Genomic DNA, 25,235 nt, shown 5'->3' with positions numbered 1-25,235 from the left:
CGCCGATAGACCCGAACGCGAAAGTAAGAGGTGCGGGGAGGGCAAAGGACGATGGCCGTAAGATCGCTGGCCTATATTCGCGTCGCGTCACGCGATGTGGGTGCCTGGCGCCGGTTTGGCGAAAATGTGGTGGGGGCTGCGGCCACGCCCGATTCGACCGATGACCGGTTGATGCTGCGGCTCGACGGGCGCCCGTGGCGCTTCCGCATCGAGAAGGGCGACGAGGAAAAATATCTCTGCGCCGGGCTGGAATGTCCGAGCGAAGAAGCCTGGGCGGCTGTTCTCGACAAGCTCGACAAGGCTGGCGTCGCCGTGGAGCGCGGAGATGCCGCGCTGGCCGCCGACCGCCATGTCCGGGGCATCGCATCGCTCGCCGATCCATCGGGAAACCGGATCGAGCTTGTCTGGGGCAATGTCGTGGCGGGGACGCCCTTCGTGTCCCCCGTCGGCGTCCCGGCCTTCGTCACCGGCGAGATGGGCTTCGGCCATGTCGTGGTGCCGACCAATTGCTATGACGACACCCGCCGCTTCTACAAGGATCTGCTCGGCTTCGGCGACAGCGACGAAATGCGGGTGCATTTCCCCGGCGGTCCCGAACAGGGACTGGGCATGTCCTTCATGCACGCCAGCGGGCCGCGGCATCACACTGTCGCGGTCGGCGAATTTCCTGCGCCGTCCGGCCTGATCCACACGATGGTCGAGGTGCCCTCGATCGACGATGTCGGCCTGGCCCTCGACCGTGCGCTCGCAGCCGGGGTGCACATCTCGTCGACGCTGGGGCGGCACACCAACGACAAGATGATCAGCTTCTACATGCGCACGCCATCCGGTTTCGACATCGAATTCGGCTGTGGCGGTGAACAGACCGTTGACTGGACCACGGTGACCCCGACCTTCACTATCAAGGAGGACCTCTGGGGCCACAAATGGGATTTCGGAGCGTGACGATTAAGACTTTCGACAAGAGAACGACTGCCGACGCCGTCATCGGAAAGCTCCGCGACGGCATGACGATCGGCATTGGCGGCTGGGGCCCGCGCCGTAAGCCGATGGCACTGGTGCGCGCCCTGCTCCGCAGCGATCTCAAGGACCTGACGATCGTCACCTATGGCGGCCCCGAAGTCGGCATGCTGCTGGCGGCGGGCAAGGTTCGCAAGGTGATCTATGGCTTCGTGTCGCTCGACGCTATCCCGCTGGAACCCTATTTTCGCAAGGCCCGCGAAGCCGGCGGGCTGGAAGTCCTCGAACTCGACGAAGGCATGCTGCAGTGGGGCCTCAAGGCCGCAGCGCTTCGCCTGCCTTTCCTGCCGACGCGCGTGGGTCTCGGCACCGACGTGTTCGAGCAGGGTGGTTTCAAGACGGTCGCCTCGCCTTATGAGGACGGCGAGGTGCTGCTGGCGATGCCCGCCATCCCGCTCGACTTCGCGCTGATTCACGTCCACCGCGCCGACCGCATGGGCAACAGCCAGGCGCTCGGCCCCGACACCTATTATGACGACTGGTTCGCCAAGGCCGCGAAGGAAGTCGCCATCTCGGCCGAGGAGGTCGTCGACCGGCTCGACCACAGCTATCCCGAGGACGCCAAGGCGAACCTGTTCGAGCGCTGCTTCGTCCAGCATGTCGTCGAGGCCCCCGGCGGGGCGCACCCGACCTCAATGCCGCCAGCCTATGGCTGGGACATGGCTGCGCTGAAGGCCTATGCCGCCAGCGCCGCCGAAGAGGGCGGCTGGGATCGCTATCGCGACGAAAAGGTCGGCCCCGACGAGGCCCATTATCTTGCGCAGGCCGGTGGGATCGAAGCGATCTCCAAGCTGCCCTTCCCGATTTTCTGAGGACGACGCGATGACCGCGCCAGACCATACGCTCGCCGAACTGCTGATCGTCGCCTGTTCCGAACTCTATCGGGACAATGGCGAGATCGTCGCCACCGGCATCGGCCCGATCCCGCGCCTCGGCGCGAGCCTCGCCAAGAGCACCCATGCACCCGAACTGCTGATGACCGATGGCGAGGCCTATCTCGTCGAGGATCCGGTGCCGATCGGCCCGCGCGGCTATGACGATCGCAAGCCTTCGGGCTACCTTCCCTTCTCGCGCTATTTCGACAGCGCGGTATGGACCGGCAAGCGGCACGCGGTGGTGTCGCCGATCCAGATCGACCGCTTCGGGCAGATGAACCTGTCCTATATTGGCGGCAGCTTCGAGAAGCCGAAGGTCCAGATGCTGGGCGCACGCGGCTTTCCGGGCAACACGATCCACCACATCAACTCGATGTTCGTGCCGGCCCACTCGACCCGCATCTTCGTGCCCGGCGAAGTCGATTCAGTTTCGAGCGTCGGCTACAATCCTGCGCGCCGCCTAGCGGGCGCCGACTTCAGCGGGGTCGATCTCCGCTTCATCGTCACCAATCTCTGCGTGATGGACTTCGGCGGACCGGATCATGCGATCCGCCTCGTCTCGCTGCACGATGGCGTGACCGTCGACGAGGTCAAGGCCGCGACCGGCTTCGACCTGATCGTCGACGGAACGCCGCCGACCACGCCGGCTCCGACCGCCGAGCAGCTGGAGATCATCGCGCGCCTCGACCCGCACAATATCCGCGCGACCGTGATCAAGGGTAATCCTTCGGGAACGCGCGGATGAGCGAAGCCGATCCCGTCCTGCCGGGCTGGTTCACGACCGGCCCCGAACCGCATCTGATCGGCAGCCGCTGCTCGGCCTGCGGCACCTATTATTTCCCGAAGCTCGAGAGCTTCTGCCGCAACCCGGCCTGCGCAAGCACGCAGTTCGAAACAGTCGAGCTGTCACGGACGGGCAAGATCTGGTCGTTCACCGACGCCTGCTACCAGCCGCCCGAGCCCTATATCGCGGCCGATCCCTTCGTCCCTTATGCGATCGCCGCCGTCGAACTCGACCGTGAGAAGATGATCGTGCTGGGACAGGTCGTCGAAGGCGTCGGGATCGAGGCCCTGCGCGCTGGCATGCCGATGGAGCTGGTGGTCGAGACGATCCCCGACGCGGTCGATCCCAAGGGCAAGCTCGTCTGGAAATGGAAGCCGATGGAGGACGCAGGATGAGCGAAGATGTCGTCATCATCGGCGCCGGCATGCACCCCTGGGGCAAATGGGGGCGCAATTTCGTCGGCTATGGCGTCGCCGCCGCGCAGGAAGCGCTGCGCGATGCGGGAATCGACTGGCGCGACGTGCAGTTCGTGTCGGGTGCCGCCACCATGCGCTGCGGCTATCCGGGCTATGTGGCGGGTGCGACCTTCGCCCAGGCGCTGGGCTGGCAGGGCGCCGAGGTGCAGACCAGCTATGCGGCCTGTGCCAGCGGATCGCAGGCGCTGACGGCGGCGCGCTCGCGCATCCTGAGCGGGCAGGCGGACGTCGCGCTGGTGATCGGGGCCGACACGACGCCCAAGGGCTTCCTGGCGCCGGCCAAGGGCGAGCGGCCGGACGATCCCGACTGGGTGCGTTTCCGCGTCGGCATCACCAATCCGACCTATTTCGCGCTCTATGCTCGTCGCCGCATGGAAATCTACGGCGACACGCAGGACGACTTCGCGCGGGTGAAGATCAAGAATGCGCAACACGGCCTGACCAATGAGCGGGCACGCTATCGCAAGGCGTTCACGATGGAGGACGTCGCGGCCTCGCCGATGGTCGCCAACCCGCTGCGCCTGATGGACGTCTGCGCGACCTCCGACGGCGGCGCCGCTCTGATCATTGCCAGCGCGGCCTATGCGCGCAAGATCGGCAAGATCGACGCACCGAAGATCGCGGCCATCTCGACGGTCACCCCGACCTTCGCCTCGGCGATCATCGAGATGCCTGATCTCGCCACCGACAGCGCAGTGGCGGCGGAAGCGCACAGCTTCCGTGCCGCTCTCCCAGCCAAAGCCTATGCCGAGGCCGGAATGGGTCCCGAGGACATCTCGGTCGCCGAGGTCTATGACCTGTCGACCGCGCTCGAACTCGACTGGATCGAGGATCTGGGTCTCTGTGCACGCGGCGAGGCTGCAGGTCTCACCCGCGACGGCGCGACCCGGGTCGGCGGGCGCATGCCGATCAACCCCTCGGGCGGTCTCGCCTGCTTCGGCGAGGCGGTTCCGGCCCAGGCGATTGCCCAGGTCTGCGAACTGACCTGGCAGCTGCGCGGCGAGGCCGGCGAGCGACAGGTCGAAGGTGCGAAGGTCGGCATCACCGCCAACCAGGGGCTGTTCGGGCATGGCTCCTCCGTCATCCTGAAGCGGTGACCATGGCTGATCCGATCGAGACCCCCCTCACCCGCCTGCTCGGCTGCCGCTACCCGATCGTCCAGACGGCGATGGGCTGGGTCGCCACGCCCCCGCTCGTGATCGCGACATCCAATGCAGGGGCCTTCGGCTTTCTCGCCGCTGCCGTGATGACGCCCGACGAAGCGCGCGCGGCGATCGCCGAGGTGCGCGCCGGCACCGACAAGCCGTTTGGCGTGAACTTCCACTCCTTCCAGCCGGGGGCCGCCGAGATCGTCGAGGCGATCCTCGAGAATGCAGCCCAGATTCGCGCCGTGAGCTTCGGGCGCGGCCCCGACGCGAAGATGATCGCCCGCTTCAAGGAGGCGGGCATCCTCTGCATGCCGACCATCGGCGCCGCCAAGCACGCCCAGAAGATGGTCCAGATGGGCGTCGACATGGTCACGGTGCAGGGCGGCGAAGGCGGCGGGCATACCGGTTCGGTCCCGACGACGATCCTGCTGCCGCAGGTGCTGGATGCCGTGCAGGTGCCCGTAATCGCGGCTGGCGGCTTCGGCGACGGGCGCGGCCTCGCGGCAGCCCTGGCCTTCGGGGCGGCGGGCATTGCCATGGGCACCCGCTTCCTGATGACGCAGGAAAGCGCGCCGCCCGACAACGTCAAGGCGCGCTACGTCAAGGCCGGGACCGACGACATCACAGTGTCGACAAAGGTCGACGGCCTGCCGCAGCGGATGATCCGCAACCAGGCGCTCGACCGGATCGAGCGCTCCAACGGCATCGGCCTGTGGCGCCGCGCGGTGGAAAGCGGCCTGCAGATGAAGCGCCAGACCAAGGCGAGCTATGCCGACCTGCTGAAGGCCGCGAAGGGCATGACCAGCCATGGCGGGCTTAGCCTGCCCCAGGCGATGATGGCCGCAGCCGCGCCGATGATGATCCAGCGTGCGGTGGTCGACGGCGACGCCGATGGCGGGCTGATGGCGACGGGCGTAGTCGCCGGCCGCCTCGGCGACCTGCCGACCTGCGAACAGCTTATCGAAACCATCATGGCCGAGGCGCACCAGAGACTGGCTGCGCTCGCCTCTCTTTCCTCCGGAGTCCGCTGATGCCGATCACGACCACCATCAAGGATCGCATCGCCGAGATCGTCTTCGACGTTCCCCCGGTGAACGCCTTCGACAGCACGACCTGGAACAGCATCCCCGCGATGGTGACAGAGGCCGGTCGCAATCCCGAGGTCAATGTGGTGCTGATCCGCGCCGCCGAAACCGCGCGCGGCTTTTGCGGCGGCGTCGACATCAAGGAGATGCAGGCCCATCCCGAGCGGATCACGGTCCTCAACCGGGGCAATTACCTGACCTTCAAGGCGGTCCGCGACTGCGAGGTGCCGGTCGTGGTTGCCGTCCACAAATTCGTGATCGGCGGCGGCATCGGAATTTGCGGCGCGTCGGACACGATTTTCGCCGCCGAGGACGCCTATTTTTCGCTGCCCGAAGTGGATCGCGGCGCGATGGGCGGCGCCAGCCATCTGTCGCGCATGCTGCCGCTGCACAAGGTGCGCGCGGCCTTCTTCACCGGCGGCAACATCCCCGCCGCCGAGATGCACCGCCTGGGCGCGGTGGAAAAGGTGGTGCCGCGCGAGGCACTGGTCGAGGAGGCTCGGGCCTTCTGCACCGTCATCGCATCGAAGAGCCGCAAGGCACTGGTGATCGCCAAGGAAGCGCTCAACGGCCTCGAGCCGCGCGACGTCGACCATGGCTATCGCTTCGAGCAGGGCTTCACCCTGGAAATGTACATGCACGAGGACTCGCAGAAGGCGCGCGACGCCTTCGTCGAGACCGGCAAGGCGGCGACCTTCTGACCATGGACCTGAACTACACGACCGAACAACAGGCGTTCCGCGCCGAAGTCCGCGACTGGATGCGGGCCAATGTCCCCGCGCAGCCGCTCAAGACGCTCGAGGGCCGCGAAGGCTATGACCAGCATGTCGAGTGGGAGCGCAAGCTCGCCTCGGGCAACTGGGGCATGGTCACCTGGCCCGAAGCCTATGGCGGGCGCGGCCTCGACCTGATCCGCTGGCTCATCTTCGAAGAGGAATATTGGGGCGCTGGCGCACCGCTGCGCGCGAACCAGAACGGCATCTTCCTGCTCGGCCCGACCATCATGGAATATGGTACCGACGAGCAGAAGGCCCGCTTCCTGACGCCGATGGCAAAGGGCGAGCTGATGTGGGCGCAGGCCTGGTCCGAGCCCAATGCCGGGTCCGACATGGCGGCGATCCGCACCGTCGCGGTGCGCGATGGCGACCATTATGTCGTCACCGGGCAGAAGACCTGGTCGAGCCGCGCCTCCTTCGCCGACTGGGGCTTCGGCCTGTTCCGGACTGAACCGGATTCGAAGCGGCACAAAGGCCTGTCCTTCATCCTGTTCGACCTCAACAGCCCGGGCGTCACCCGGCGCCCGATCCGCCAGCTTCACGGCGAGCCGGGCTTCGCGGAGCTGTTCTTCGACGAGGTCCGCGTCCCCGTCGCGAACCGCATCGCGGGCGAGGGCGAGGGCTGGAACGTCGCGATGGCGACGGCCGGCTTCGAACGCGGCCTCATGCTGCGCTCGCCCGCCCGCTTCCAGGCGATGGCAAAGCGGCTGGTCGAACTCTATCGCCAGCACCGCGATACGGCGTCGCCCCAGGCGCGCGAGGCGGTATTGCAGGCCTGGCAGGATGCCGAGGCCTATGCGCTCAACACCTATTCGGTCGCGGCGACAGTGATGGCCGGCGGCCATATCGGCGCCGAGGCCAGCCTCAACAAGATCTTCTGGTCGGAGCTCGACCGGGCCGCGCACCGCGCGGCGATGAGCCTGCTCGGCGCGGGGGCCGAACTGCGTTCGCTCGCCGACGGCAGCGAGAATAGCTGGCTGGAGGGCTATATCTTCTCGCTATCCGGTCCGATCTACGCGGGATCGAACGAGATCCAGCGCAACATCATCGCCGAGCGCCTGCTCGGCCTGCCGCGCTGAGGGGGACGGCCACATGGATTTCCGTCTTACCCAGGACCAGATCGACCTCCGCGAAGCCATCCGCGACTATCTGAGCGGTGAGCATGGCCCCGAGGTGCTTCGCCGCCTCGACGCCGAAGGCAATCGCGACGCCGCCATCTGGGATGGCCTCGTCGGCATGGGCCTGACCGGGCTGCTGGTTCCCGAAACACAGGGCGGCCTCGGCATGGGGCTGGTCGAAGCGGCGCTGATCGCGATCGAGCTCGGGCGCGCCAATGTCTCCGAGCCGCTTGCGGACACAGCGCTTGTCGCCGCGCCGCTGCTCGACGAAGCGCAGCAGGCCGATGTCGCCGCCGGTACGCTCAAGGTGGCGCTCGGCCATCCGATCAATCCGTGGATCGCCGACCTCGACCAGGCCGGTCTGCTCTATGCGGGCGGTATCGCCAGGCCGGCTCCCGACGCCGGGCAATCGGTCGAGACGGTCGATCCGCTTCGCAGGCTCTTCGCGGCCACGCCCGTCGCGGAAGATGATCGCCTGCTCGATCGCGCCGCGCTGATCGCGGCCGCACAGCTGATCGGCGCGGCCGAGCGCATGCTCGAACTCGCTACCGATTATGCCAAGACGCGCGAACAGTTCGGGCAGCAGATCGGCCAGTTCCAGGCGATCAAGCATCATCTGGCGACCGTCGCGGTCAAGCTGGAGTTTGCCCGCCCGGTCGTCCTGCGCGCAGCCTTCGCTGCGCAGAACGATCATGCCCGTACCCCCATCCATGTCAGCCACGCCAAGGTCGCCGCGACCGATGCGGCGATGCTGAGCGCCGAGACCGCGATCCAGGTCCATGGCGCGATGGGCTATACCTATGAGGTCGATCTCCACTTCTGGATGAAGCGCTGCTGGGCGCTGGCCGGAGCCTGGGGCGATCGTGCCTTCCACCAGCGCCGGATCGAGGCTGCCGTGGTCGACGGCGGCATGACGATCGGGCCCGACACGACTTTCGAAAGCGAGCTGCACCATGGCTGAAGCCTATATCGTCGATGCGATCCGGACCCCGACCGGCAAGAAGAAGGGCACGCTCGCCGGCTGGCATCCGGCCGATCTGGGCGCGATCCCGATCCAGGAGATCGTCAAGCGAACCGGTATCGATCCGAACGCGGTCGACGACGTGATCTGGGGCTGCGTCGACGCGATCGGTCCGCAGGCGGGCAATATGGGCCGCAGCTGCTGGCTCGCCGCCGGCTATCCCGAGGCGGTGCCGGGTGTCACGATCGACCGGCAGTGCGGCTCGTCGCAACAGGCGATCCACTTCGCGGCGCAGGCCGTGATGTCGGGCACGCAGGACCTGATCGTCGCGGGCGGCGTCCAGAACATGAACGCGATCCCGATCTCCGCCGCGATGATCGCCGGACAAGCCTTCGGTTTCGAGACCCCCTTCTCCACCTCGCCTGCCTGGGCCGCGCGCTATGGCAAGGAAGAGGTCAACCAGATCTACGCCGCCGAGAAGATCGCGGAGCAGTGGGACATCAGCCGCGAGGACATGGAAGTCTTCGCCGCCGAGAGCAACCGCCGCGCCGAGGAGGCGATCGACAGCGGTCGCTTTGCGGCCGAGATCGTCGCAGTCGACGGCTTCGCGGCCGACGAAACGGTGCGCCGCGGCACGACGCTCGCGGGGCTGGCGAACCTCAAGCCGGTTCGCGAGGGCGGGCGGATCACCGCCGGCGTGTCGAGCCAGATCGCCGATGCCGCCGCCGCCGTGCTGATCGCGAGCGAGCAAGCGGTGAAGGACCATGGCCTGAAGCCGCGCGCGCGCATCCATCATCTGACGGTACGTGGCGACAACCCGATCATGATGCTGACCGCACCAATCCCCGCCACGCGCCATGCGCTGCAAAAGACCGGCCTGAAGCTGTCGGACATCGACCTGGTCGAGATCAACGAGGCCTTCGCCAGCGTCGCTCTGGCCTGGGCCAAGGATCTCGGCGCCGACCTGTCGAAGGTGAACGTCAATGGCGGCGCGATTGCGCTCGGACATCCGCTCGGCGCGACGGGCGCAAAGCTGATGACGACGCTGCTGTACGAACTCGAACGCCGCGGCGGCCGCTATGGCCTGCAGACGATGTGCGAGGGCGGCGGTCTCGCCAACGTCACCATCATCGAACGGCTGGGGTGATGCCGGTCTATGCGTTCGAGGGATCGGTGCCGGTGGTCGACCCCGGCGCCTTCCTGCATCCCACCGCGTCGCTGATCGGCGACGTGATCGTCGGCCCGGGCTGCTATATCGGCCCGGGTGCGTCGCTACGCGGGGATTTCGGACGCATCCTGGTCGAAGGCAACGCCTCGATCCAGGACAATGCCACGCTGCACAGCTCGGCCGAGACCGATTGCATCGTCGGCTATGGCTGTACCGTCGCGCATGGTGCGATCCTGCACGGCTGCACGCTGGGTCGCCATGTGCTGGTGGGCATGAACGCAGTCGTCCTCGACGGGGCGGAGATCGGCGACGAGTGCCTCGTCGCGGCGCTCAGTCTCGTGAAATCGGGGATGCGCGCGCCGCAACGCACGCTGCTGGCGGGCAACCCCGCGCAGGCCGTGCGGACGATCGACGCCGACAAGGTGATGTGGCGGATGGAGGACGACGGCGAATATGTCCGCCTCGCCCGCCGTTCGCTCGCCGAACTACATGAATGCGAAGCGCTGACGGCGCCCGAGCCGGATCGTCGCCGCCCTGCGGGCGGTGCCCGGGCCGTGCGCCTGTCGCGCGCCAATTGAGAGGAAGACGCTAATGGGTATTTGCGAAGGACGGGTGGTGATCGTCACCGGCGCCGGAGGCGGGCTGGGCCGCGCCTATGCGCTGGGCCTTGCCGCCGAAGGCGCCAAGGTTGTCGTCAACGACCTCGGCGTCGGAACCCATGGTGAAGCGGGCGAGTCGAAAGGTGCCGCCGAAAAGGTGGTCGATGAGATCCGGGCGGCCGGCGGCGAGGCGATCGCCGACACCGCCGACGTCGCCGACTGGGAAGCGACGCGCGAGACCGTCCGCAAGGCGATCGACGCCTTCGGCGCACTCCATGCGGTCGTCAACAATGCGGGCTTCGTCCGCGACCGCATGTTCGTCTCGGCGACGCCCGAGGAGTGGGACGCGGTCACCCGCGTCCATCTGCGCGGCCATTTCTGCCTCAGCCGCCATGCGGTCGATCACTGGCGCGCCGAACAAAAGGCGGGTCGTCCGGTTTCGGCGCGGATCGTCAACACCACTTCTGGAGCGGGCCTGCAGGGCAGCGTCGGGCAAAGCGCCTATTCGGCGGCCAAGGCCGGGATCGCCACGCTGACGCTGGTCCAGGCGACCGAACTGGCGCGCTATGGCATCACCGCCAATGCGCTGGCCCCCAATGCCCGCACCCGCATGACGATGACGGCCTTCGCCGACACGATGACGTCGATGCAGGAAGCGGCCTTCGACCCCTACGCACCCGAGAACACCGCGCCGCTCGTCGCCTGGCTGGCGAGCGAAGCGTCCGCTGGCGTCACCGGGCAGGTGTTCGAGCCATTCGGCGGCACGATCCGCATCGCCCAGGGCTGGACCGACGGACCGACTTCGGCCGATCCGGGCCGCGCGCTGCGCGCCGATGAGGTTGGCGCCGTCGTCGAAGCCCTCGTCGCGGGCCGCGCGCCCGCCAAGCCCGTCTACGGAGCAGGCTGATGGCTCTGACGCTCACCGACGACCAGATCGCCATTCGTGAGGCCGCGCGCGACTATCTCGCCGACCGCGCCGATTTCGAGCGACTGCGCAAGACGATCGACAGCGACGCCGGCTGGGACGAGGAGCTCTGGCTGGGCTTCGCGCAGGAGCTCGGTTTCGCAGGCCTCGGCATCGCCGAGGAGGATGGCGGCATCGGCCTGGGCGCGATCGAACAGGCACTGATCCTCGAAGAGCTCGGCCGCACGCTCGCTCCCATTCCCTGGTTCGAGAGTGTCGTCCTCGCGGGCGGCACCATCGCTCGCGCCTTTCCGGCCGGAAAGCGCCAGGAATTGCTTGGTCGGATCGCCAGTGGCGAGGTCGCGACCCTGGCGCTGCGCGACGCGCGCGGCGGCGCACTGCCCCACGGCATCGGCCCGCGCATCGTTGATGGAAGGCTGAACGGCGAAGCCCATTATGTCTCTTTCGGCCACGGAGCCTCGATCCTGATCGTGGCAACCGGCGGGGGCAATGGCTGGGACGATGTCGGCCTCGCCGCGATCCCTGCAGATCGCGCTGGCGTCACCGTCGAGCGCGTCGTGTCGCTCGACCTGACCCGCCCGATGGCGGTCATCCGCTTCGATGGCGTCGAACTGGCGGAAGGCGAATTCGTCGCCGATGCCGGCCCCGCGCTACGCGAAGCCTGGACCGCCGCAGCGGGCCTGCTGGCGTCCGAACAGGTCGGCGGGGCCGCGCGCACGCTCGACGAGACGGTCGCCTATTCGATGCAGCGCGTTCAGTTCGGTCGCCTGATCGGCTCCTTTCAGGCGATGAAGCATCGCATGGCCGATATGAAGCTGCTGGTCGACAGCGCTCGTTCGGCCGCCGACTGGGCCGCGCGTGCGATCGCGGATGGCGAGGATTTCGCCAAGGCCGCGCATGGTGCGCGCGCCTATTGCAGCGACGCCTATCTGCGCTGCGCCGCCGACGGCATCCAGCTGCACGGCGGCATCGGTTACACTTGGGAACATCACGCCCATCTATTCTTCAAACGCGCCCGGTCTTCGGCGACGTTGCTCGATCGGATCGACGAGCATCGCGACGCCATCGCGCGCGCCATCATCGACGAGGTTGCCGCATGAGCCGTACCGTTCCCCCCTATCCGCCCGGTCGCAATCTTCTGGCCGGGAAGACCGTCGTGGTCACCGCCGCCGCCGGTACCGGCATCGGCTTTTCTGCCGCCAAGCGCGCGTCGGAAGAGGGCGCCACCGTGCTGATGAGCGACTTTCACGAGCGCCGCCTGAACGAGGCCGCCGACCGGATCGCCGAAGCGACCGGCACCCGCCCGGCGGTCAAGCTGTGCGACGTGACCCGCGAGGAGGACGTGCTCGCCCTGCGCGATGCCGCATTGGCCGAACTCGGTCATGTCGACGTGCTGATCAACAATGCCGGCCTGGGCGGCACCGCCAGCGTCGTCGACATGAAGGATGACGAGTGGAGCCGCATCATCGACGTCACCCTGACGTCGGTGATGCGCATGAGCCGCGCCTTCCTGCCCCACATGTACGAGCGCGGCCAGGGCGCGATCGTCAACAACGCCTCGGTGCTCGGCTGGCGCGCGCAGGAGGGCCAGTCGCATTATGCCGCCGCCAAGGCCGGGGTAATGGCCTTCACCCGCTGCTCGGCGATCGAGGCGGCGCAGCATGGCGTCCGGATCAACGCGGTCGCCCCGTCGATCGCGATGCACGCCTTCCTCGCCAAGGTCACCACCGACGAGCTGCTCGCCGAACTGTCGAAGCGCGAGGCCTTCGGCCGCCCCGCTGAAGTGTGGGAAGTGGCGAATGTGATGATCTTCCTCGCCTCCGACCTGTCGAGCTACATGACCGGCGAAGTCCTGTCGGTGTCGAGCCAGCACGCATGACCGGCCCCCGCATCTTCGCCTCGCCGCGCGACCTGCTCGGCGCCGAGGGAACGCAGCTGGGCCCGACCCCCTGGCTGGTGATCGAACAGTCGCGCATCGACCAGTTCGCCGAGGCGACCGAGGATCGCCAGTGGATCCATGTCGACCCCGAGCGCGCCGCCACCGGCCCGTTCGGCAAGACGATCGCCCATGGCTATCTGACGCTCAGCCTCGCCAACGCCTTCCTGCCGCAGCTGATCGAGGTCCAGCGGTTCAGCCATGGCGTGAACGTTGGCATGGACCGTACCCGCTTCCTCGCCCCCGTGCCCGTCGGTTCGCGCATTCGCGGCACCGGCGAAATCGTGAAGGTCGAGGAGATCAAGGGCTCGATCCAGTCGATCGTGCGGATTACCATCGAACTGGAAGGGTCGGAAAAACCGGCCTGCACGGTCGACACCATCAGTCGCTATTATCCGGAGAGCTAAGATGCCCAATGCTGCAGATATGGTCCGCGCGGTCGAAACCTATGTCGCGGCGTTCGACGCCTGCGATCCCGAAATGGTGGTCGGCCTGTTCGCGGAGAACGCGACCGTGGAAGATCCCGTCGGCACCCCGCCGCATGTCGGCCATGACGCGATCCGCGCCTTCTACACCTCCTCGATGCAGGGCAAGCCCAAGCTCAACCTCGAGGGACCCGTCCGCATTGCCGGCGACACCGCCGCCTTCGCGTTCAACGTCGGCTTCGCCCACCCCGGCATGCGGGTCGACGTGATCGATCTTTTCCAGTTCAACGAGGCCGGCAAGGTCGTGTCGATGAAGGCTTTCTTCGGCCCGACCAACATGACCGGATTTGAAGGTATGCCCCATGCGTGAAGCCGTTATCGTTTCCACCGCCCGTACCGGCATCGGCCGGGCCTATCGCGGCGCCTTCAACGACACCGAGGCCCCGGTGCTGTCGGGCCATGTCGTGCGCGCCGCCGTCGAGCGCGCGGGGATCGATCCCGAGCGGGTCGAGGATATCTTCCTGGGCGTCGGCACGCAGTCGGGTACGCAGAGCTATAATCTCGGCCGGCTGACGGCGGCAACGTCGGGCCTGCGTAACGCACCCGGATTTGCGCTCGATCGCAAATGCGGCTCGGGGCTGACCGCCGTCGCGCTCGCCGCCCGCTCGATCATCGCCGACGATATCGACGTCGCCGTTGCAGGCGGCGTCGAGTCGATCAGCCTGACGCTCACCAAGCATGCCTCGACCTATCGCAACCGGTCGGAAGCGGTGATCGCCGCCGAGCCGCATGCCTATATCCCGATGATCGAGACCGCCGAGATCGTCGCCGAACGCTATGGCATTTCGCGCGAGGCACAGGACGCCTTCTCGGCCGAGAGTCAGCAGCGCGCGGCAGCAGCCCAGGCCGAAGGCCGTTTCGCCGACGAGATCGTTCCCATCTCGGTCCGCAAGGCGTTGTTCGAGAAGGACGGCACCGCAGCGGGCCATCAGGACCTCGTTCTCGACCGCGACGAAGGCATTCGTGGCGACACGACGGCCGAGGGGCTCGCCGCCCTCAAGCCGGTCTACAAGGACGGCGCGATCATCAAGGAAGGTCGCCACATCACCGCCGGCAACGCCAGCCAGCTGTCGGACGGCGCTTCAGCGCAGGTCGTGATGTCGCGCGCGCTGGCCGAGAAAGAAGGCCTCCCGATCCTGGGCATCTATCGCGGCATGCAGGTCGCGGCCTGCGCGCCCGAGGAAATGGGCATCGGTCCGGTCTTCGCCATTCCGAAGCTGCTCGACCGCGCCGGCCTCAAGGTCGACGATATCGGCCTGTGGGAGATCAACGAGGCCTTCGCCAGCCAGCTGCTCTACTGCCGCGACAAGCTCGGCATCGATCCCGCCAAGCTCAATGTCGACGGCGGCGGTATCGCCCTCGGCCACCCCTTCGGCATGACGGGCTCGCGCCTCGTCGGCCACGCACTGCTCGAAGGCCGTCGCCGTGGCGTCCGCTATGCGGTCGTGTCGATGTGCATCGCCGGCGGCATGGGGGCTGCGGGTCTGTTCGAAATCGTCTGAACGAAAACAGAGGGGATACGCCATGGCAGGATTGCTCGAGAACCGCATTGCCTTTGTCACGGGCGGTGCGGGCGGGATTGGTGCGGCCACCGCAATCGCCTTCGCCGCCGAGGGCGCGAAGGTCGCGGTCGCCGACCTGAAGGATCCGACCGAAACCGTCGAGACGATCCGCGCCGCAGGCGGGGACGCCTATTCGATCGCGCTCGATGTGACCGATCAGGCGGCGGTCGAAGCGGCGGTCGATGGCGTGGTGGCCAGATGGGGCCGGCTCGACATCGCCTTCAACAATGCAGGCGTGTCGCTGGAGGACTATACGACCCCGTGGGAGTCGGTGGACCTCTATGACAAGGTCGTCGCGGTAAACCAGCGCGGCGTGATGCTCTGCATGGCCGCCGAGCTGCGCCACATGGCGAAGCAGGGCTCGGGCTCGATCGTCAACACCGCATCGGTTGCCGGCATGGTCGGCCTTGCAGGTGCCGGCTATTGCGGCAGCAAGCATGCCGTGGTCGGCCTCACCCGCTCGGCGGCGATGCGCTATGCGGCCGAGGGCATCCGCGTGAACTGCGTCTGCCCCGGCGCGATCAGCACGCCGATGACCGAAGCCGAGGGGCTGAGCGACCAGAGCCGGGCCTTCATGGCGCAGATGCACCCGATGAACCGCATGGGCCGGGCCGAGGAAATCGCCGATGCCGTGGTCTTCCTCGCCTCCGACAAGGCGAGCTTCATCACCGGTCACCCGCTCGCAGTCGACGGCGGATATCTGGCGCGCTGATCGGACGGCCCGAGCGGGTCGCGCAGTGCGGCTCGCTCAGGGCTCCCGCCGGACGGGATAGGTCAGCGCATCGCCGCGCACGCTGTCGAGCAGCCACGACAGCCGGGCCTCCGGATCACGGGCGAAGTCGGGTTCCTGTGCCAGTTTTCGGGCGAACTGCTCACGCAACCGGCTGTCCGCTTCAAGCAGTGCCTCGGCGGATGCAGCCCGGACAAAATCCTCCGTCCCGGGCGGAACGCCCAGCATCTCCGGGAAGAAGCCCCAGGCAAGGAAGGAATCCTGGCTCTCCGGCTCGAGCAGCGCCGCCGCAAGCAGGCCGAGCGGCTGGTCGGACGGCACCCGGATCGTGCCCGCGGGCATGGTCTCTTCGATCAAACCATGTTCGAAACGCGCTTCAAGCGGAACGCGCCCTTCGTTCGGCCGTGCCAGTTTCGGGTCGCGCAACGTCACGCGGTCGACCTTCAGGCGCCGGGGCTGGTCAACCACCTCGAACCCGATGCCATGAAGACGCAGGCGATCGATCACCTCGCTCTGGGCGGCCGGGACCCACCAGGCTTTGAGGAGCGTGACCGTCTCCACCGGCACCTGGCCGATGATCGGCATGCGGAACCGCGCGGGTCGGCCCAGCCAGCGTTGCTCGACCCGTCCACTCGCGGGCGACATATAGGTCTCGAACGCGACGCCCTTGAAGTCCTCGACCCAGCCGATCGGCTCGGCAGCGGGCTTCCATCGGGTCAGCAGTGATGCAGGGCGGCTCGCCCGGTCGGTGGCCTTGGCCTGCTCGATGCGCGCGGCGTCGGCGGCGGCGAGGCGTAGTGCCGCCTCGATCAACACATAGGTGCCCAGCACGCGCTGGCGATACGGCTTGAGCATATGGTTCTCGACGAGCACCGTCGGCACGCCGATGAAGTCGCCATAGCCGGTCGAATAGCGCGGCCCCTCGGGGCTGTAGCGTATGCCCTTGTCTGGCTGCCGGACGTCGATCGGGCTCGGATAGATGGCGGGGATATGCCCCCTGCGCTCTAGCGCGGCCATAACGGTCGGCCCGAAGCGCGTTTCGAGCCAGTCCGCCGTGGCGCGGTGGCGGGCATAGCGGCCCCATCCGGCATAGGTGAAAGTGATGTCATAGCCCATGTCGAAGCCGCCGCTGACATGGCAGTCTATGTAGAGAATGGGATCGAGCCGGCGCAGCAGGCCGATCATCGCCCGGGTCTCGGGTGCATCGGCCTTGGCATAGTCGCGGTTGAGATTGATGTCGCGGGCATTGCCTTCGGTGCCTTTCTCGGCGGGCCCGCGCAGATGCGGGAAGTTCCACCGGCTCATCCGCTCGTGCCCGTCGACATTGTAGATCGGCACGAAAACCAGATCGACATGGTCGAGCAGGTCCGCCTTGCCGCGCAGCGCGATGTCGCGCAGCAGCATGAGGCCGGCATCCTTGCCGTCGATCTCACCGGCATGGATCCCCGCCTGAACGAGCACCACTGGCTTGACAGTCCCACCTTTGCTGGCCCGGACCAGGACAAGGTCCCGCCCTTCGCCGGACTGCCCGAAACGTTCGACGGAAATCAGCGGAGAGGCCGCAGCCAGCCGATCCAGCCAGGCCCGCACCTCAACCTCGCGCGGGGTCGTCGCGAAGCCCGCACGTTCCGCCGGGGTGACCCAGGGGTCGGTCGCGTCCACGACCAGCCGTTCGCTGGAACCTGACCAGGGCAGTGCCGGCGGCAGGACCGGCCCGGGAACCGACGCCACCGCCAGGGAAGAGACCGCCGCCAGGGCGGCGAAGCGCACCAATCGACCGTACATCAGAACGCCGCGCGGACCCCGATCGTGGCGGTGCGCGGAGCGCCCGGCTGCACCCACAGCGGCGAGTAGCTGTTGGCGTACCATTTGGTGTCGAACAGATTCTGGACCGATGCGAACAGCTCGATCCCGTCGAGCAACTCGACATCTCCGAACAGCCGGAACAGCGTGTGCGACGGCAGCGTGAAAGCCGTCCCGGTCTCGCCGGAACGCTCGCCGACATATTGCAAGCCCGCGCCGAACTGCGCCTCCCGACCGCCAATGGAGAAGCGCTTCGACAACTGGGCGTTCAGGCTGTGGTCGGGAATGTTGATCAGGGGATCGCCCGGTCGGATCTGGAACGAGAAATTCGGGTCGCGAACGCTCGATCGCGCTTCGGCGTCCAGATAGGCATAGCTCAGCAGCAGATCGATATCGCCGGGCAGGCGGCCGTTCAGATCCAGCTCGATACCCCGGCTGCGGGCCTTGCCGATGGCCACCGAAAAGCCGGGGTTGTTGGTGTCGCTGGCAAGGACGTTGGACTTCTGCAGTTGGAAGACCGCCAAAGTGCCCGTCAGGCGCCCGCCAAGCGCATTCAGCTTCACCCCCAGCTCGGCCGACCGGCTGGTCTCAGGATCGAAGATCCGGCCCAGGACATCGGTGCCGATATTGGCACGAAATCCCTCGCCATAGGCGGCATAGAGCGTGAGCGGATCGCTCAGCCGATAGACGACGCCGGCTTGCGGGCTCAACCGCCCCTTGCTGCGCCGGGTGTCGATACCGGTCAGGCGGTTGTCGGTGCGCAGCCGGAAGTCGTCATAACGCGCGCCGATGCGGATCTGCAGCCGATCGGTCAGGCTCAGTTGATCCTGCACGAAGATGCCGGTCGAACGCTGGACATCGAGCCGGTCGTTGAGCGGCGCCGGAACGGGCAGCGCGAAGCGGCCATAGACCGGGTTGCGAATGTCGATGACATAGCCCGCCTGGTCGGTGGTCGCGCCGGTGACGACGGGCGGGCGGAAGCGCCGGAAGTCCTGCTCATTCTCGAACACGTCATGATCCGCGCCGATCAGGACGCGGTGGCGGAAGCCACCGGTCTCGAACTCGCCCGAAAGCTCTGCGCGCACGACCCATTGGCGCGAGTCGTAGCGGCGCGAACGGCGCTGCCGCGACAGCGACGTGCCGTCGACGAACAGCTTCTGCCGCGACGGCACCAGTTCCGCGTCGGACGACATACCCGTAAGCAAGGTGTCGCGCAGGCTGGCGCCGACAAGCAAGCTCCACCCGTCGTTGATCTCATGCTGCAACCGCAATTGATGGCCGGTGGCACGGGCCACGGTGTCGCCGTCCCCTGGTTCGCCCAGAAAGCGGCTACGCGGGACGGTGTTGAAATTGTTGTTGAGCACCACGATGCCACGATCGAACGGCACCTCGACCCTGGTCCATTCGAAATCATAGGTGAGGCGGGTGCGTTCGCCGAGCGCGAGGCCGATCGAGGGGAGGAAGCCCCAGCGCTTTTCCTCGACGGTATCGCGGAAGGACTCCTTCTTTTCCGCATAGCCGATCAGCCGCGCCGTCAGATTGCCCGAGAGCGCTATGTTGGCATCGGCTTCGCCACGGAAGCGATCGAAACTGCCATATTGCAGAGAGGCCGTGCCGAAGCTGCGACCGATCTCGGCCTGCTTTGTCACGATGTTGACGGTGCCACCCGGTTCGCCACGCCCCAGCAGCGCAGCCGCCGGGCCCTTCAGGACTTCCACGCTCTCGATCCCGGCAACGTCGCGCTGGCCGCCGAATCCGCGGCCGCCGTTGAACCCGTTCACCAGATATCCGGTCGGGAGATTTTCATCGCCTGCGAAGCCACGCACGGCAAAGGAATCCCACAGACCGCCAAGCGTGTTCTGCCGCGATACCGACGCGTTGAGGTCGAGCGCGTCGGTCAGCCGCACTATGACGTTCGCCTCCAACGTCTCCGCCGTGATGCTGGCGATCGACTGCGGAATCTCGGCAAGGGTGAAATCGCCGCGATAGGGCTGGCGCACGCCGTTGACGGTGATGTGCTGCTCTGCCTCCTCACCATAGGCGTCGCCCCCCGCATCCTCCGCGAAGGCCGGAGCGGTGACGGTAGCCAAGGCGACCGCAAGGGCTCGAAGCGAAAAACGGTGGCGTAGCGCGAAATACATGATGTCCCCCAATCGGCTTGCACGGCGGGGACCGATGCGGCGAGCCCCCGGCGGCGCCATGTGACAACATCACATTCACGCGTCAATGGAATGTTGTCACATATCCATCGGGCATACAGAAAAAGGCGGAGCGAGGCCATCCCCCGCTCCGCCTGAACATGTCGGTCAGAGCTCGCCGCGGGGTTCCCTGGGCAAGCCGAGGCCGCGTTCGGCGATCAGATTTCGCTGGATCTGGCTCGATCCCGCGTAGATCGTGTCCGCCCGGCTGGCGAGGTGCATATGGGTCAGCTGGTTGAAGCGATAATGCTCGCCTTCCGCCACCTCGCCCGCCAGACCCTGCACGTCCATCGCCAGATCGCCGAGATCACGGTGCCAGCGCGACCAGTAGAGCTTCGAAGTCAGCGCCTCTTCGCCCAGTTCCTCGGTCGCCTCGTCGGACAGGGTCCGCACCAGACCATGGCGCATGACCTCCAGTCCGATCCAGGCATCGGCGATCCGGCGCCGCAGCGAGGGGTCGCGATCGGCGCCATTGGCCCGGGCCAGCCGGATCAGCGCAGCGAGTTCGTTGGCAAAATGCATCTGCTGGACGACGGTCGACACGCCGCGCTCGAAACCGAGCGTCGCCATCGCGATCTGCCAGCCCTGCCCCGGCGCGCCGACGATATTATCCGCATCGGTCACCGCACCGTCGAAGAACAGCTCGGCGAACTCGGCCTCGCCGGTCATCTGGCGGATCGGCCGGCGCACGATGCCGGGCTGGTCGAGCGGCACGAGCAGATAGACGAGCCCCTTGGGACCCCGGCTACCCTCCTCGCTGCGCGCGACGACGAAAGCCCAGTCGGCGATCATGCCGAGCGAGGTCCAGATCTTCTGCCCGTCGATGATCCAGCGATCGCCTTCGAGCCGTGCCTTCGTGCGGACATTCGCGAGGTCCGACCCGGCATTGGGCTCGGAATAGCCCTGCGCCCACAGCTCGCGGCCCGAAACGATGCCGGGAAGGAACTTCGCCTTCTGCGCCTCGGTCCCGAAGGCGATGATCGTCGGCCCTGCCAGTTCGACGCCGACATGGGCGATGCGCGGCGGCGCGTGCAGCCGCGCATATTCCTCGGCAACCGCAACCTGCTCGGCGATGGTGGCGCCCCGACCGCCATGTTCCACCGGCCAGCCCACGGCCCCCAGGCCGGCCTCACCGAGCGCCAGTTCCCACTGCTTGCGGCGATCATATTCGCTCGACAGGTCGGCGATGCCGCGAATGTCGGCGAACGGTCCGTCGAGGGCCTGGGAGAGCCACGCCCGGGCTTCTTCGCGCAGGCCGCTCATGCGAGGATCGACCGCGCGGTAACGCCGGTCTCGCCAAGCTTGCCGTCCATGATGGTGCGCGGCTCGTGCCGCGATTTCGACACGCGCCAGCCGTCGGACGTGCGCACATATTCGTCATGGTAGAAGCTGCCGATCAAGCGGAAACTGCCGTCACGCGGATCATAGGTCGAGAAGCCCAGGCTCCAGCGCGCCTTGGCATTGTCGGCGTCGATCACCTCGATCTCGCCATTGTGGATCTGGTGCACGTCCACGATCGGGCTGTGCAGCGCGATCTGGGTGAAAGCCTCGATCAGCCCGTCGGGACCGAACTTTCCGACGGGCTGGTAATCGAGTTCGGCATCGGGGGTGAAGCAGGCGCGGATGGCCTCCACGTCCTTCGCATCGCAGGCGTTGAGATACCGGGCCTTCAGCCGACGGATGTCGCTTTCCGCCTCCAGCCTGGCGATACGCTCTTCAAGATCAGCCATCTAACCTCACCACCTTAGTCTTCGGGACCGGATGCTCGCTCGCGCCGGTCCAGCGCAGCAGCATCGTCCCATGTTCATGCCCGGCCGTATCCACCCAATTGCCATGGCCGGGGTCTCGTTCGGCGACGATGATCGTCACCGACCCGTCCGGGTTGGTCTTCGCGCTATGCTTGTTCACATGGACGCGGTGGAAGCGGTAATCGAGCGATTCCATCCAGATATTGTCGAGCTGGAAGTTCCAGAAAGTGCAGTCGGGCACCGGCGTCTCGATCACCAGCGCCTCGCCCGGTTCCAGCTTCCAATAGCCGTGCAGGTAGAAGATCGTCGGATCCCCGCCGGCCTTGAAGAACATCGTCTGGTCGGTGGTCGCCAGCTGGTTGAGCTGCTCCTTCTTGAACAGGTCGGCCCAGTGCAGGAAGGTCTTCGCCGTTCCCTCGACGAAGGCGACGGCCTTGCCGAAGCTCTGTTCGAGCTTGGGCAGGCTCAGCGGTTCCGGCGTCGCGCGTGGTGCATCGATCGCCTCGATCTTCACCGTAGCCGGCTGTTCATTGTCGCGGTCGAGAAAGGTCTGGCGCACCAGAAGCATCGACGTGTCGTCGGCCAGCGGCAGCCAGTTGCCGTTCGCCTTTTCCTTCGACGCGATGATCTCGAAGCTGCCATCGGCCTCGAACACCATGTCGGCGGAGTCGATCTCGCCGGTCGATGCCATCGTACCGTCGACCGCATAACGGTTCGCCTTGGAACCGAAGCTGAGGATCGGCACCGTGCCGCGCTTGCCGGTGATGCGATAGCGGCGCTCGCCGCTGATCGACGCGTTCAGGTAGAGATTGTCGGGATTGTCGGCGCCGATCTTCGCAGTCGGATGCGAGGCCTGGTAGAAGCCCGGGAAATCCGTGTCCGAATTCTCCAGATGCATCTCCAGCGCGATGCGCATCAGGCGCGAGAGATAGCGATAGCCCTCGGCCTGGTCGATCGGCGTGCCCGCCACCTCGGCGTTGAAGACGAGGTCGCCGGCTTTCTCAAGCCGGCGACAAAAGTCGCGCCAGACCTCGCCCGGCGCGACCCGATCCACCTCGACGCTCATGGCGCCATATACTGGCCGCCGTTGACGTCGAGCGACGCCCCGTTGACCACCTTGGAATAGTCGGAAACCATGAACAGGACCGCCTTGGCGCAATCCTCTTCGGGCGGAATGATGCCCAGCGGGATGCGGCCGGTGATCTCGCCGACGACCTCGTCGCGATCGCGTCCGCCAGCGACTTCGCGGTCGATATGGCCCCACACCGGCGCGCCGCCGATCCAGCCCATGCGCGTGACGTTGACGCGGATGCCGTGGCGCCCGAAGTCCTTCGCCATGTGGCGGGTCAGCGCGTTCATGCCGCCCTTGCCGGCCGAATAGGCGCCCTCGCCCGGGAAGGGATTGACCGTCGACATGGTCGACACGTTGACGATCGCGCCCTTGGACTTCTTGAGTTCGTCGAGGCAGGCCTGCGCCATGCGCAGCGCGCCGGCGCAGTTGACGTTGAACACGTCGGCGAATTCCTCGGCATTGGCCATGTCGGTCGGCAGCCATTCGCCATGCATATAAGCCGAATTGACGAGGCCATCGATCCGCCCGAACGCCTCTGCGGTCGCCTTGGCGAGCGCCTGGCACTGGTCGGCCTTGGTGACGTCCGTGGCCAGCGCAATCGCCTGACCACCTTTCGCCTTGATCTCTGCCACCACCTCATCGAGGAACGCCTTGTTGCGCGCGCCGAGACCGACCTTCGCGCCTTCCGCGGCTGCGATCTTTGCCAGCGACTGGCCCATCCCCGGGCCGACGCCGCTGATCACGATCACCTTGTCCTTAAGCAGCATGATTGAGCTCCTCTCCAGCATATATTTTGTTGAGCTTGGGATCGATCGCATTCCCCGACAGGGTGCAATAGGTGCCGGCCGGGCCGTACATCACCGCCACGCAGCGGTTGCAGGCGTCGCAGGCCGACCGATGCGTTACGTCGGCCTGCCATTTCGAGACCAGCGCCGGATCGTGGACGAGCGAGCGCGCCATGACCACCGCATCGAAATTCTCCGCCAGCGCCTTCTCGGCACCGTCGAGCGACAGCACGCCGCCGAGATAGCCGAGCTTGCACTTGACCGCTGCACGCACCCGCCGCGCAGCTTCGAGGAAATAGAGTTCGGAGAATTTGACGGTCTTGGGCGTCGCCATCTTGAGCAGCCGGAATTGCAGCTTGGCGAAGAAGCCGCGCTGCATCAGCGCCAGATCGTCATAAGGCAGCGGGCTGGAGAACATCACATAGCTCGCTTCGATGTTCCGTCCGCCCGACAGCACCAGCATGTCCGCGCCCGCAGCTTCGAGCGCCTTCGCGGTGACGATGCCGTCCTCGACTGTCGCGCCGCCCTTGGCGCCGTCATAGAGATTGATCTTGGCGAGCACGGCGATGCGGTCGCCGACCGCTTGCTTCACGGCTGCCAGCACCTCGGCGGGAAAGCGTGCTCGCTTCTCGGCAGTGCCGCCATACTCGTCGCGGCGCTTGTTCGAGAGCGGCGAAATATACTGGTTGAGCAGATAGCCATGGCCCATGTGGAGTTCGACGGCGTCGAAGCCGGCCTCGACCGCACAGCGTGCGGCCGCGACGAACTCGTCGCGGACCTGGTCCATGTCCTGCCGATTCATCTGCCGCTGGAAGAAGCGGCCCATCATAACACCCATCTTGTCGATGCCGCCCGAGGACGACATCGCGCGGGGCGTCGACAGTTCCTTGTGCTGGACGAAGCTGCCGCCATGGGTGATCTGCGCCGAGGCCAGCGCGCCTTCGGCGTGCACCGCATCGGTGATCGCGCGATAGTCGGCGATGCTGTCGGCATTGAGCACGCCCTGGCTCGCGAAGGTCCGCCCATCGGGTGACACCGCGACATAGGCCAGCGTCGTCATGCCGACCCCGCCCGCCGCGAGCCGGCGGTGGAACTCCAACAACGACTGCGTAGGTCGCGACCGATAGGTCATCATCTCGTTCGCGCCCGACCGGATGAAGCGGTTGCGCAGCGTGACGGGACCGATCGTCACCGGAGTGAAGGCGCTGCCCATCGGATCAGTCGAAATTCGCCTGGCCGCCGTCCAGCGGGACGGTGGCACCGGTCAGATAGCCGAACTCCGGACCGCAAAGCGCGGAAACGGCACGACCGATATCCTGCTCGCAGCGGCCGATGCGGCGGAGCGGGATCGTGCGGAAGAAGGCCTCTGCCTCCTCCGGACGCGCCTCGATCCAGGCCTTGAGCCCCGGCGAGTCGGCATGCGGTGCGACGGTCAGCACGCGAATGCCCTCGACGCCCCATTCGGCCGCAGCGGCGCGCGTCAGAATGCGGGTTGCCTCCTTGACCGCAGCATAAGTGCCGTAGCCACTCATGTCCCAACGCACCGCAGCCGACGTGGCGAGGTTGATAATCACACCCTCGCCCGACTTGGCGAGATGCGAGCGGCATTGCTTCATAAGGCGGAAGGTGGCGAGCGGACCCGATTCGAAACCGGCAAGGAAAGCCTCGTCGCTGACGTCGCTCAACGGCCCGAGCGGAACCTCCTGCGCATTGTTGACGAGGATGTCGATGCCACCGAAGGCTCCGGCGACCTCCGTGACGAGCGTCTCGATCGAACCCGCGTCCTTCACGTCGCAGTGAAAGGCCCGCGCTTTTCCACCTGCGGCCTCGATTTCCGCCGCGACCGACTGCACCTTGTCGAGCGTCCTGCCGACGACGGCCACGGCCGCGCCGTCAGCCGCAAGCGCCAGCGCGATGCCGCGACCGACGCCCTGTCCGGCGCCGGTAACGATCGCGACCTTGTTGTCCAGCCTCGCCATGG

The 25,235-nt window shown here is 66.7% G+C and carries 26 protein-coding genes; 18 read left to right on the top strand and 8 right to left on the bottom strand.

The genetic code is table 11. From position 1 onward, the window contains the following. Positions 1–51 precede the first annotated feature (51 nt). Genes G6P88_RS15850 through G6P88_RS15765 form a run of 18 tightly spaced genes read left to right on the top strand, consistent with a single transcriptional unit; the run spans position 52 to position 15,630 of the window. Positions 52–945 carry a VOC family protein gene (locus tag G6P88_RS15850; RefSeq protein WP_165324036.1) on the top strand — a complete coding sequence of 298 codons (894 nt, stop codon included), beginning with the start codon at positions 52–54 and terminating at the stop codon, positions 943–945. Continuing rightward, complete coding sequence (locus G6P88_RS15845; protein ID WP_345719169.1) at positions 942–1,832, top strand: CoA transferase subunit A; 891 nt, start codon at positions 942–944, stop codon at positions 1,830–1,832. Before G6P88_RS15850 ends, G6P88_RS15845 begins: the two co-directional genes overlap by 4 nt. A gap of 10 nt (positions 1,833–1,842) precedes the next feature. Continuing rightward, the gene (locus tag G6P88_RS15840) at positions 1,843–2,640 is read left to right on the top strand and encodes a CoA-transferase subunit beta (RefSeq protein WP_165324034.1); all 798 of its coding nucleotides are present in this window, start codon (positions 1,843–1,845) and stop codon (positions 2,638–2,640) included. Beyond that, positions 2,637–3,074 (top strand): Zn-ribbon domain-containing OB-fold protein, encoded by a 438-nt coding sequence (locus tag G6P88_RS15835; RefSeq protein ID WP_165324033.1) that lies wholly within the window; start codon positions 2,637–2,639, stop codon positions 3,072–3,074. The genes G6P88_RS15840 and G6P88_RS15835 overlap by 4 nt, the downstream gene beginning before the upstream one ends. Continuing rightward, positions 3,071–4,252 (top strand): lipid-transfer protein, encoded by a 1,182-nt coding sequence (locus G6P88_RS15830; protein ID WP_165324032.1) that lies wholly within the window; start codon positions 3,071–3,073, stop codon positions 4,250–4,252. The genes G6P88_RS15835 and G6P88_RS15830 overlap by 4 nt, the downstream gene beginning before the upstream one ends. A 2-nt stretch (positions 4,253–4,254) precedes the next feature. Then, positions 4,255–5,334, top strand: a complete 1,080-nt coding sequence (locus G6P88_RS15825) for an NAD(P)H-dependent flavin oxidoreductase (RefSeq protein WP_165324031.1) — start codon at positions 4,255–4,257, stop codon at positions 5,332–5,334. Further along, entirely contained in the window at positions 5,334–6,089 is a 756-nt protein-coding gene (locus tag G6P88_RS15820; protein WP_165324030.1) for an enoyl-CoA hydratase family protein, read from the top strand. Before G6P88_RS15825 ends, G6P88_RS15820 begins: the two co-directional genes overlap by 1 nt. A gap of 2 nt (positions 6,090–6,091) precedes the next feature. Further along, the gene (locus tag G6P88_RS15815) at positions 6,092–7,243 is read left to right on the top strand and encodes an acyl-CoA dehydrogenase family protein (RefSeq protein WP_165324029.1); all 1,152 of its coding nucleotides are present in this window, start codon (positions 6,092–6,094) and stop codon (positions 7,241–7,243) included. Between the two features lie 13 nt (positions 7,244–7,256). Further along, entirely contained in the window at positions 7,257–8,243 is a 987-nt protein-coding gene (locus G6P88_RS15810; protein WP_165324028.1) for an acyl-CoA dehydrogenase family protein, read from the top strand. Beyond that, the gene (locus tag G6P88_RS15805; RefSeq protein WP_165324027.1) at positions 8,236–9,390 is read left to right on the top strand and encodes an acetyl-CoA C-acetyltransferase; all 1,155 of its coding nucleotides are present in this window, start codon (positions 8,236–8,238) and stop codon (positions 9,388–9,390) included. Before G6P88_RS15810 ends, G6P88_RS15805 begins: the two co-directional genes overlap by 8 nt. Further along, on the top strand, positions 9,390–9,989 hold the full coding sequence (locus G6P88_RS15800) for a gamma carbonic anhydrase family protein (RefSeq protein WP_165324026.1): 600 nt from the start codon (positions 9,390–9,392) through the stop codon (positions 9,987–9,989). The genes G6P88_RS15805 and G6P88_RS15800 overlap by 1 nt, the downstream gene beginning before the upstream one ends. Before the next feature lie 13 nt (positions 9,990–10,002). Beyond that, the gene (locus G6P88_RS15795) at positions 10,003–10,917 is read left to right on the top strand and encodes an SDR family oxidoreductase (RefSeq protein ID WP_165324025.1); all 915 of its coding nucleotides are present in this window, start codon (positions 10,003–10,005) and stop codon (positions 10,915–10,917) included. Beyond that, positions 10,917–12,035 (top strand): acyl-CoA dehydrogenase family protein, encoded by a 1,119-nt coding sequence (locus G6P88_RS15790; RefSeq protein ID WP_165324024.1) that lies wholly within the window; start codon positions 10,917–10,919, stop codon positions 12,033–12,035. The genes G6P88_RS15795 and G6P88_RS15790 overlap by 1 nt, the downstream gene beginning before the upstream one ends. Next, entirely contained in the window at positions 12,032–12,814 is a 783-nt protein-coding gene (locus G6P88_RS15785; RefSeq protein WP_165324023.1) for an SDR family oxidoreductase, read from the top strand. The genes G6P88_RS15790 and G6P88_RS15785 overlap by 4 nt, the downstream gene beginning before the upstream one ends. Then, the gene (locus G6P88_RS15780; protein ID WP_165324022.1) at positions 12,811–13,278 is read left to right on the top strand and encodes a MaoC family dehydratase; all 468 of its coding nucleotides are present in this window, start codon (positions 12,811–12,813) and stop codon (positions 13,276–13,278) included. Before G6P88_RS15785 ends, G6P88_RS15780 begins: the two co-directional genes overlap by 4 nt. A 1-nt stretch (position 13,279) precedes the next feature. Further along, the gene (locus G6P88_RS15775; RefSeq protein WP_206335790.1) at positions 13,280–13,666 is read left to right on the top strand and encodes a nuclear transport factor 2 family protein; all 387 of its coding nucleotides are present in this window, start codon (positions 13,280–13,282) and stop codon (positions 13,664–13,666) included. Continuing rightward, positions 13,659–14,858, top strand: coding sequence for a thiolase family protein (locus G6P88_RS15770; RefSeq protein ID WP_165324021.1), 1,200 nt, complete (start codon positions 13,659–13,661; stop codon positions 14,856–14,858). Before G6P88_RS15775 ends, G6P88_RS15770 begins: the two co-directional genes overlap by 8 nt. A gap of 22 nt (positions 14,859–14,880) precedes the next feature. Further along, a complete protein-coding gene (locus tag G6P88_RS15765; protein WP_165324020.1) occupies positions 14,881–15,630 on the top strand; it encodes an SDR family oxidoreductase in 750 nt (249 codons plus the stop codon). A gap of 36 nt (positions 15,631–15,666) precedes the next feature. Here G6P88_RS15765 and G6P88_RS15760 read toward each other — a convergent pair whose 3' ends face one another. The 8 genes from G6P88_RS15760 to G6P88_RS15725 form a co-directional block, all read right to left on the bottom strand. Continuing rightward, entirely contained in the window at positions 15,667–17,433 is a 1,767-nt protein-coding gene (locus G6P88_RS15760; protein WP_165324019.1) for a M14 family metallopeptidase, read from the bottom strand. Beyond that, positions 17,433–19,592, bottom strand: coding sequence for a TonB-dependent siderophore receptor (locus tag G6P88_RS15755; RefSeq protein WP_165324018.1), 2,160 nt, complete (start codon positions 19,590–19,592; stop codon positions 17,433–17,435). Before G6P88_RS15755 ends, G6P88_RS15760 begins: the two co-directional genes overlap by 1 nt. A gap of 165 nt (positions 19,593–19,757) precedes the next feature. Next, on the bottom strand, positions 19,758–20,912 hold the full coding sequence (locus G6P88_RS15750; protein ID WP_165324017.1) for an acyl-CoA dehydrogenase family protein: 1,155 nt from the start codon (positions 20,910–20,912) through the stop codon (positions 19,758–19,760). Then, a complete protein-coding gene (locus tag G6P88_RS15745) occupies positions 20,909–21,379 on the bottom strand; it encodes a nuclear transport factor 2 family protein (RefSeq protein WP_165324016.1) in 471 nt (156 codons plus the stop codon). Before G6P88_RS15745 ends, G6P88_RS15750 begins: the two co-directional genes overlap by 4 nt. Further along, entirely contained in the window at positions 21,372–22,463 is a 1,092-nt protein-coding gene (locus G6P88_RS15740; RefSeq protein ID WP_165324015.1) for a DUF1214 domain-containing protein, read from the bottom strand. Before G6P88_RS15740 ends, G6P88_RS15745 begins: the two co-directional genes overlap by 8 nt. Beyond that, positions 22,460–23,236, bottom strand: coding sequence for an SDR family oxidoreductase (locus G6P88_RS15735; protein WP_165324014.1), 777 nt, complete (start codon positions 23,234–23,236; stop codon positions 22,460–22,462). Before G6P88_RS15735 ends, G6P88_RS15740 begins: the two co-directional genes overlap by 4 nt. Further along, positions 23,226–24,467 carry an NADH:flavin oxidoreductase gene (locus tag G6P88_RS15730; protein WP_165324013.1) on the bottom strand — a complete coding sequence of 414 codons (1,242 nt, stop codon included), beginning with the start codon at positions 24,465–24,467 and terminating at the stop codon, positions 23,226–23,228. The genes G6P88_RS15735 and G6P88_RS15730 overlap by 11 nt, the downstream gene beginning before the upstream one ends. Before the next feature lie 4 nt (positions 24,468–24,471). After that, on the bottom strand, positions 24,472–25,233 hold the full coding sequence (locus G6P88_RS15725; protein ID WP_165324012.1) for an SDR family NAD(P)-dependent oxidoreductase: 762 nt from the start codon (positions 25,231–25,233) through the stop codon (positions 24,472–24,474). Positions 25,234–25,235 lie beyond the last annotated feature (2 nt).

Origin of the sequence: Rhizorhabdus phycosphaerae (genome assembly GCF_011044255.1) — a bacterium.
In the GTDB taxonomy this organism is placed as follows: domain Bacteria; phylum Pseudomonadota; class Alphaproteobacteria; order Sphingomonadales; family Sphingomonadaceae; genus Rhizorhabdus; species Rhizorhabdus phycosphaerae.
The sequence above is the reverse complement of the archived record's forward strand: the minus strand, read 5'-3'. Positions and strand labels throughout refer to the sequence as shown.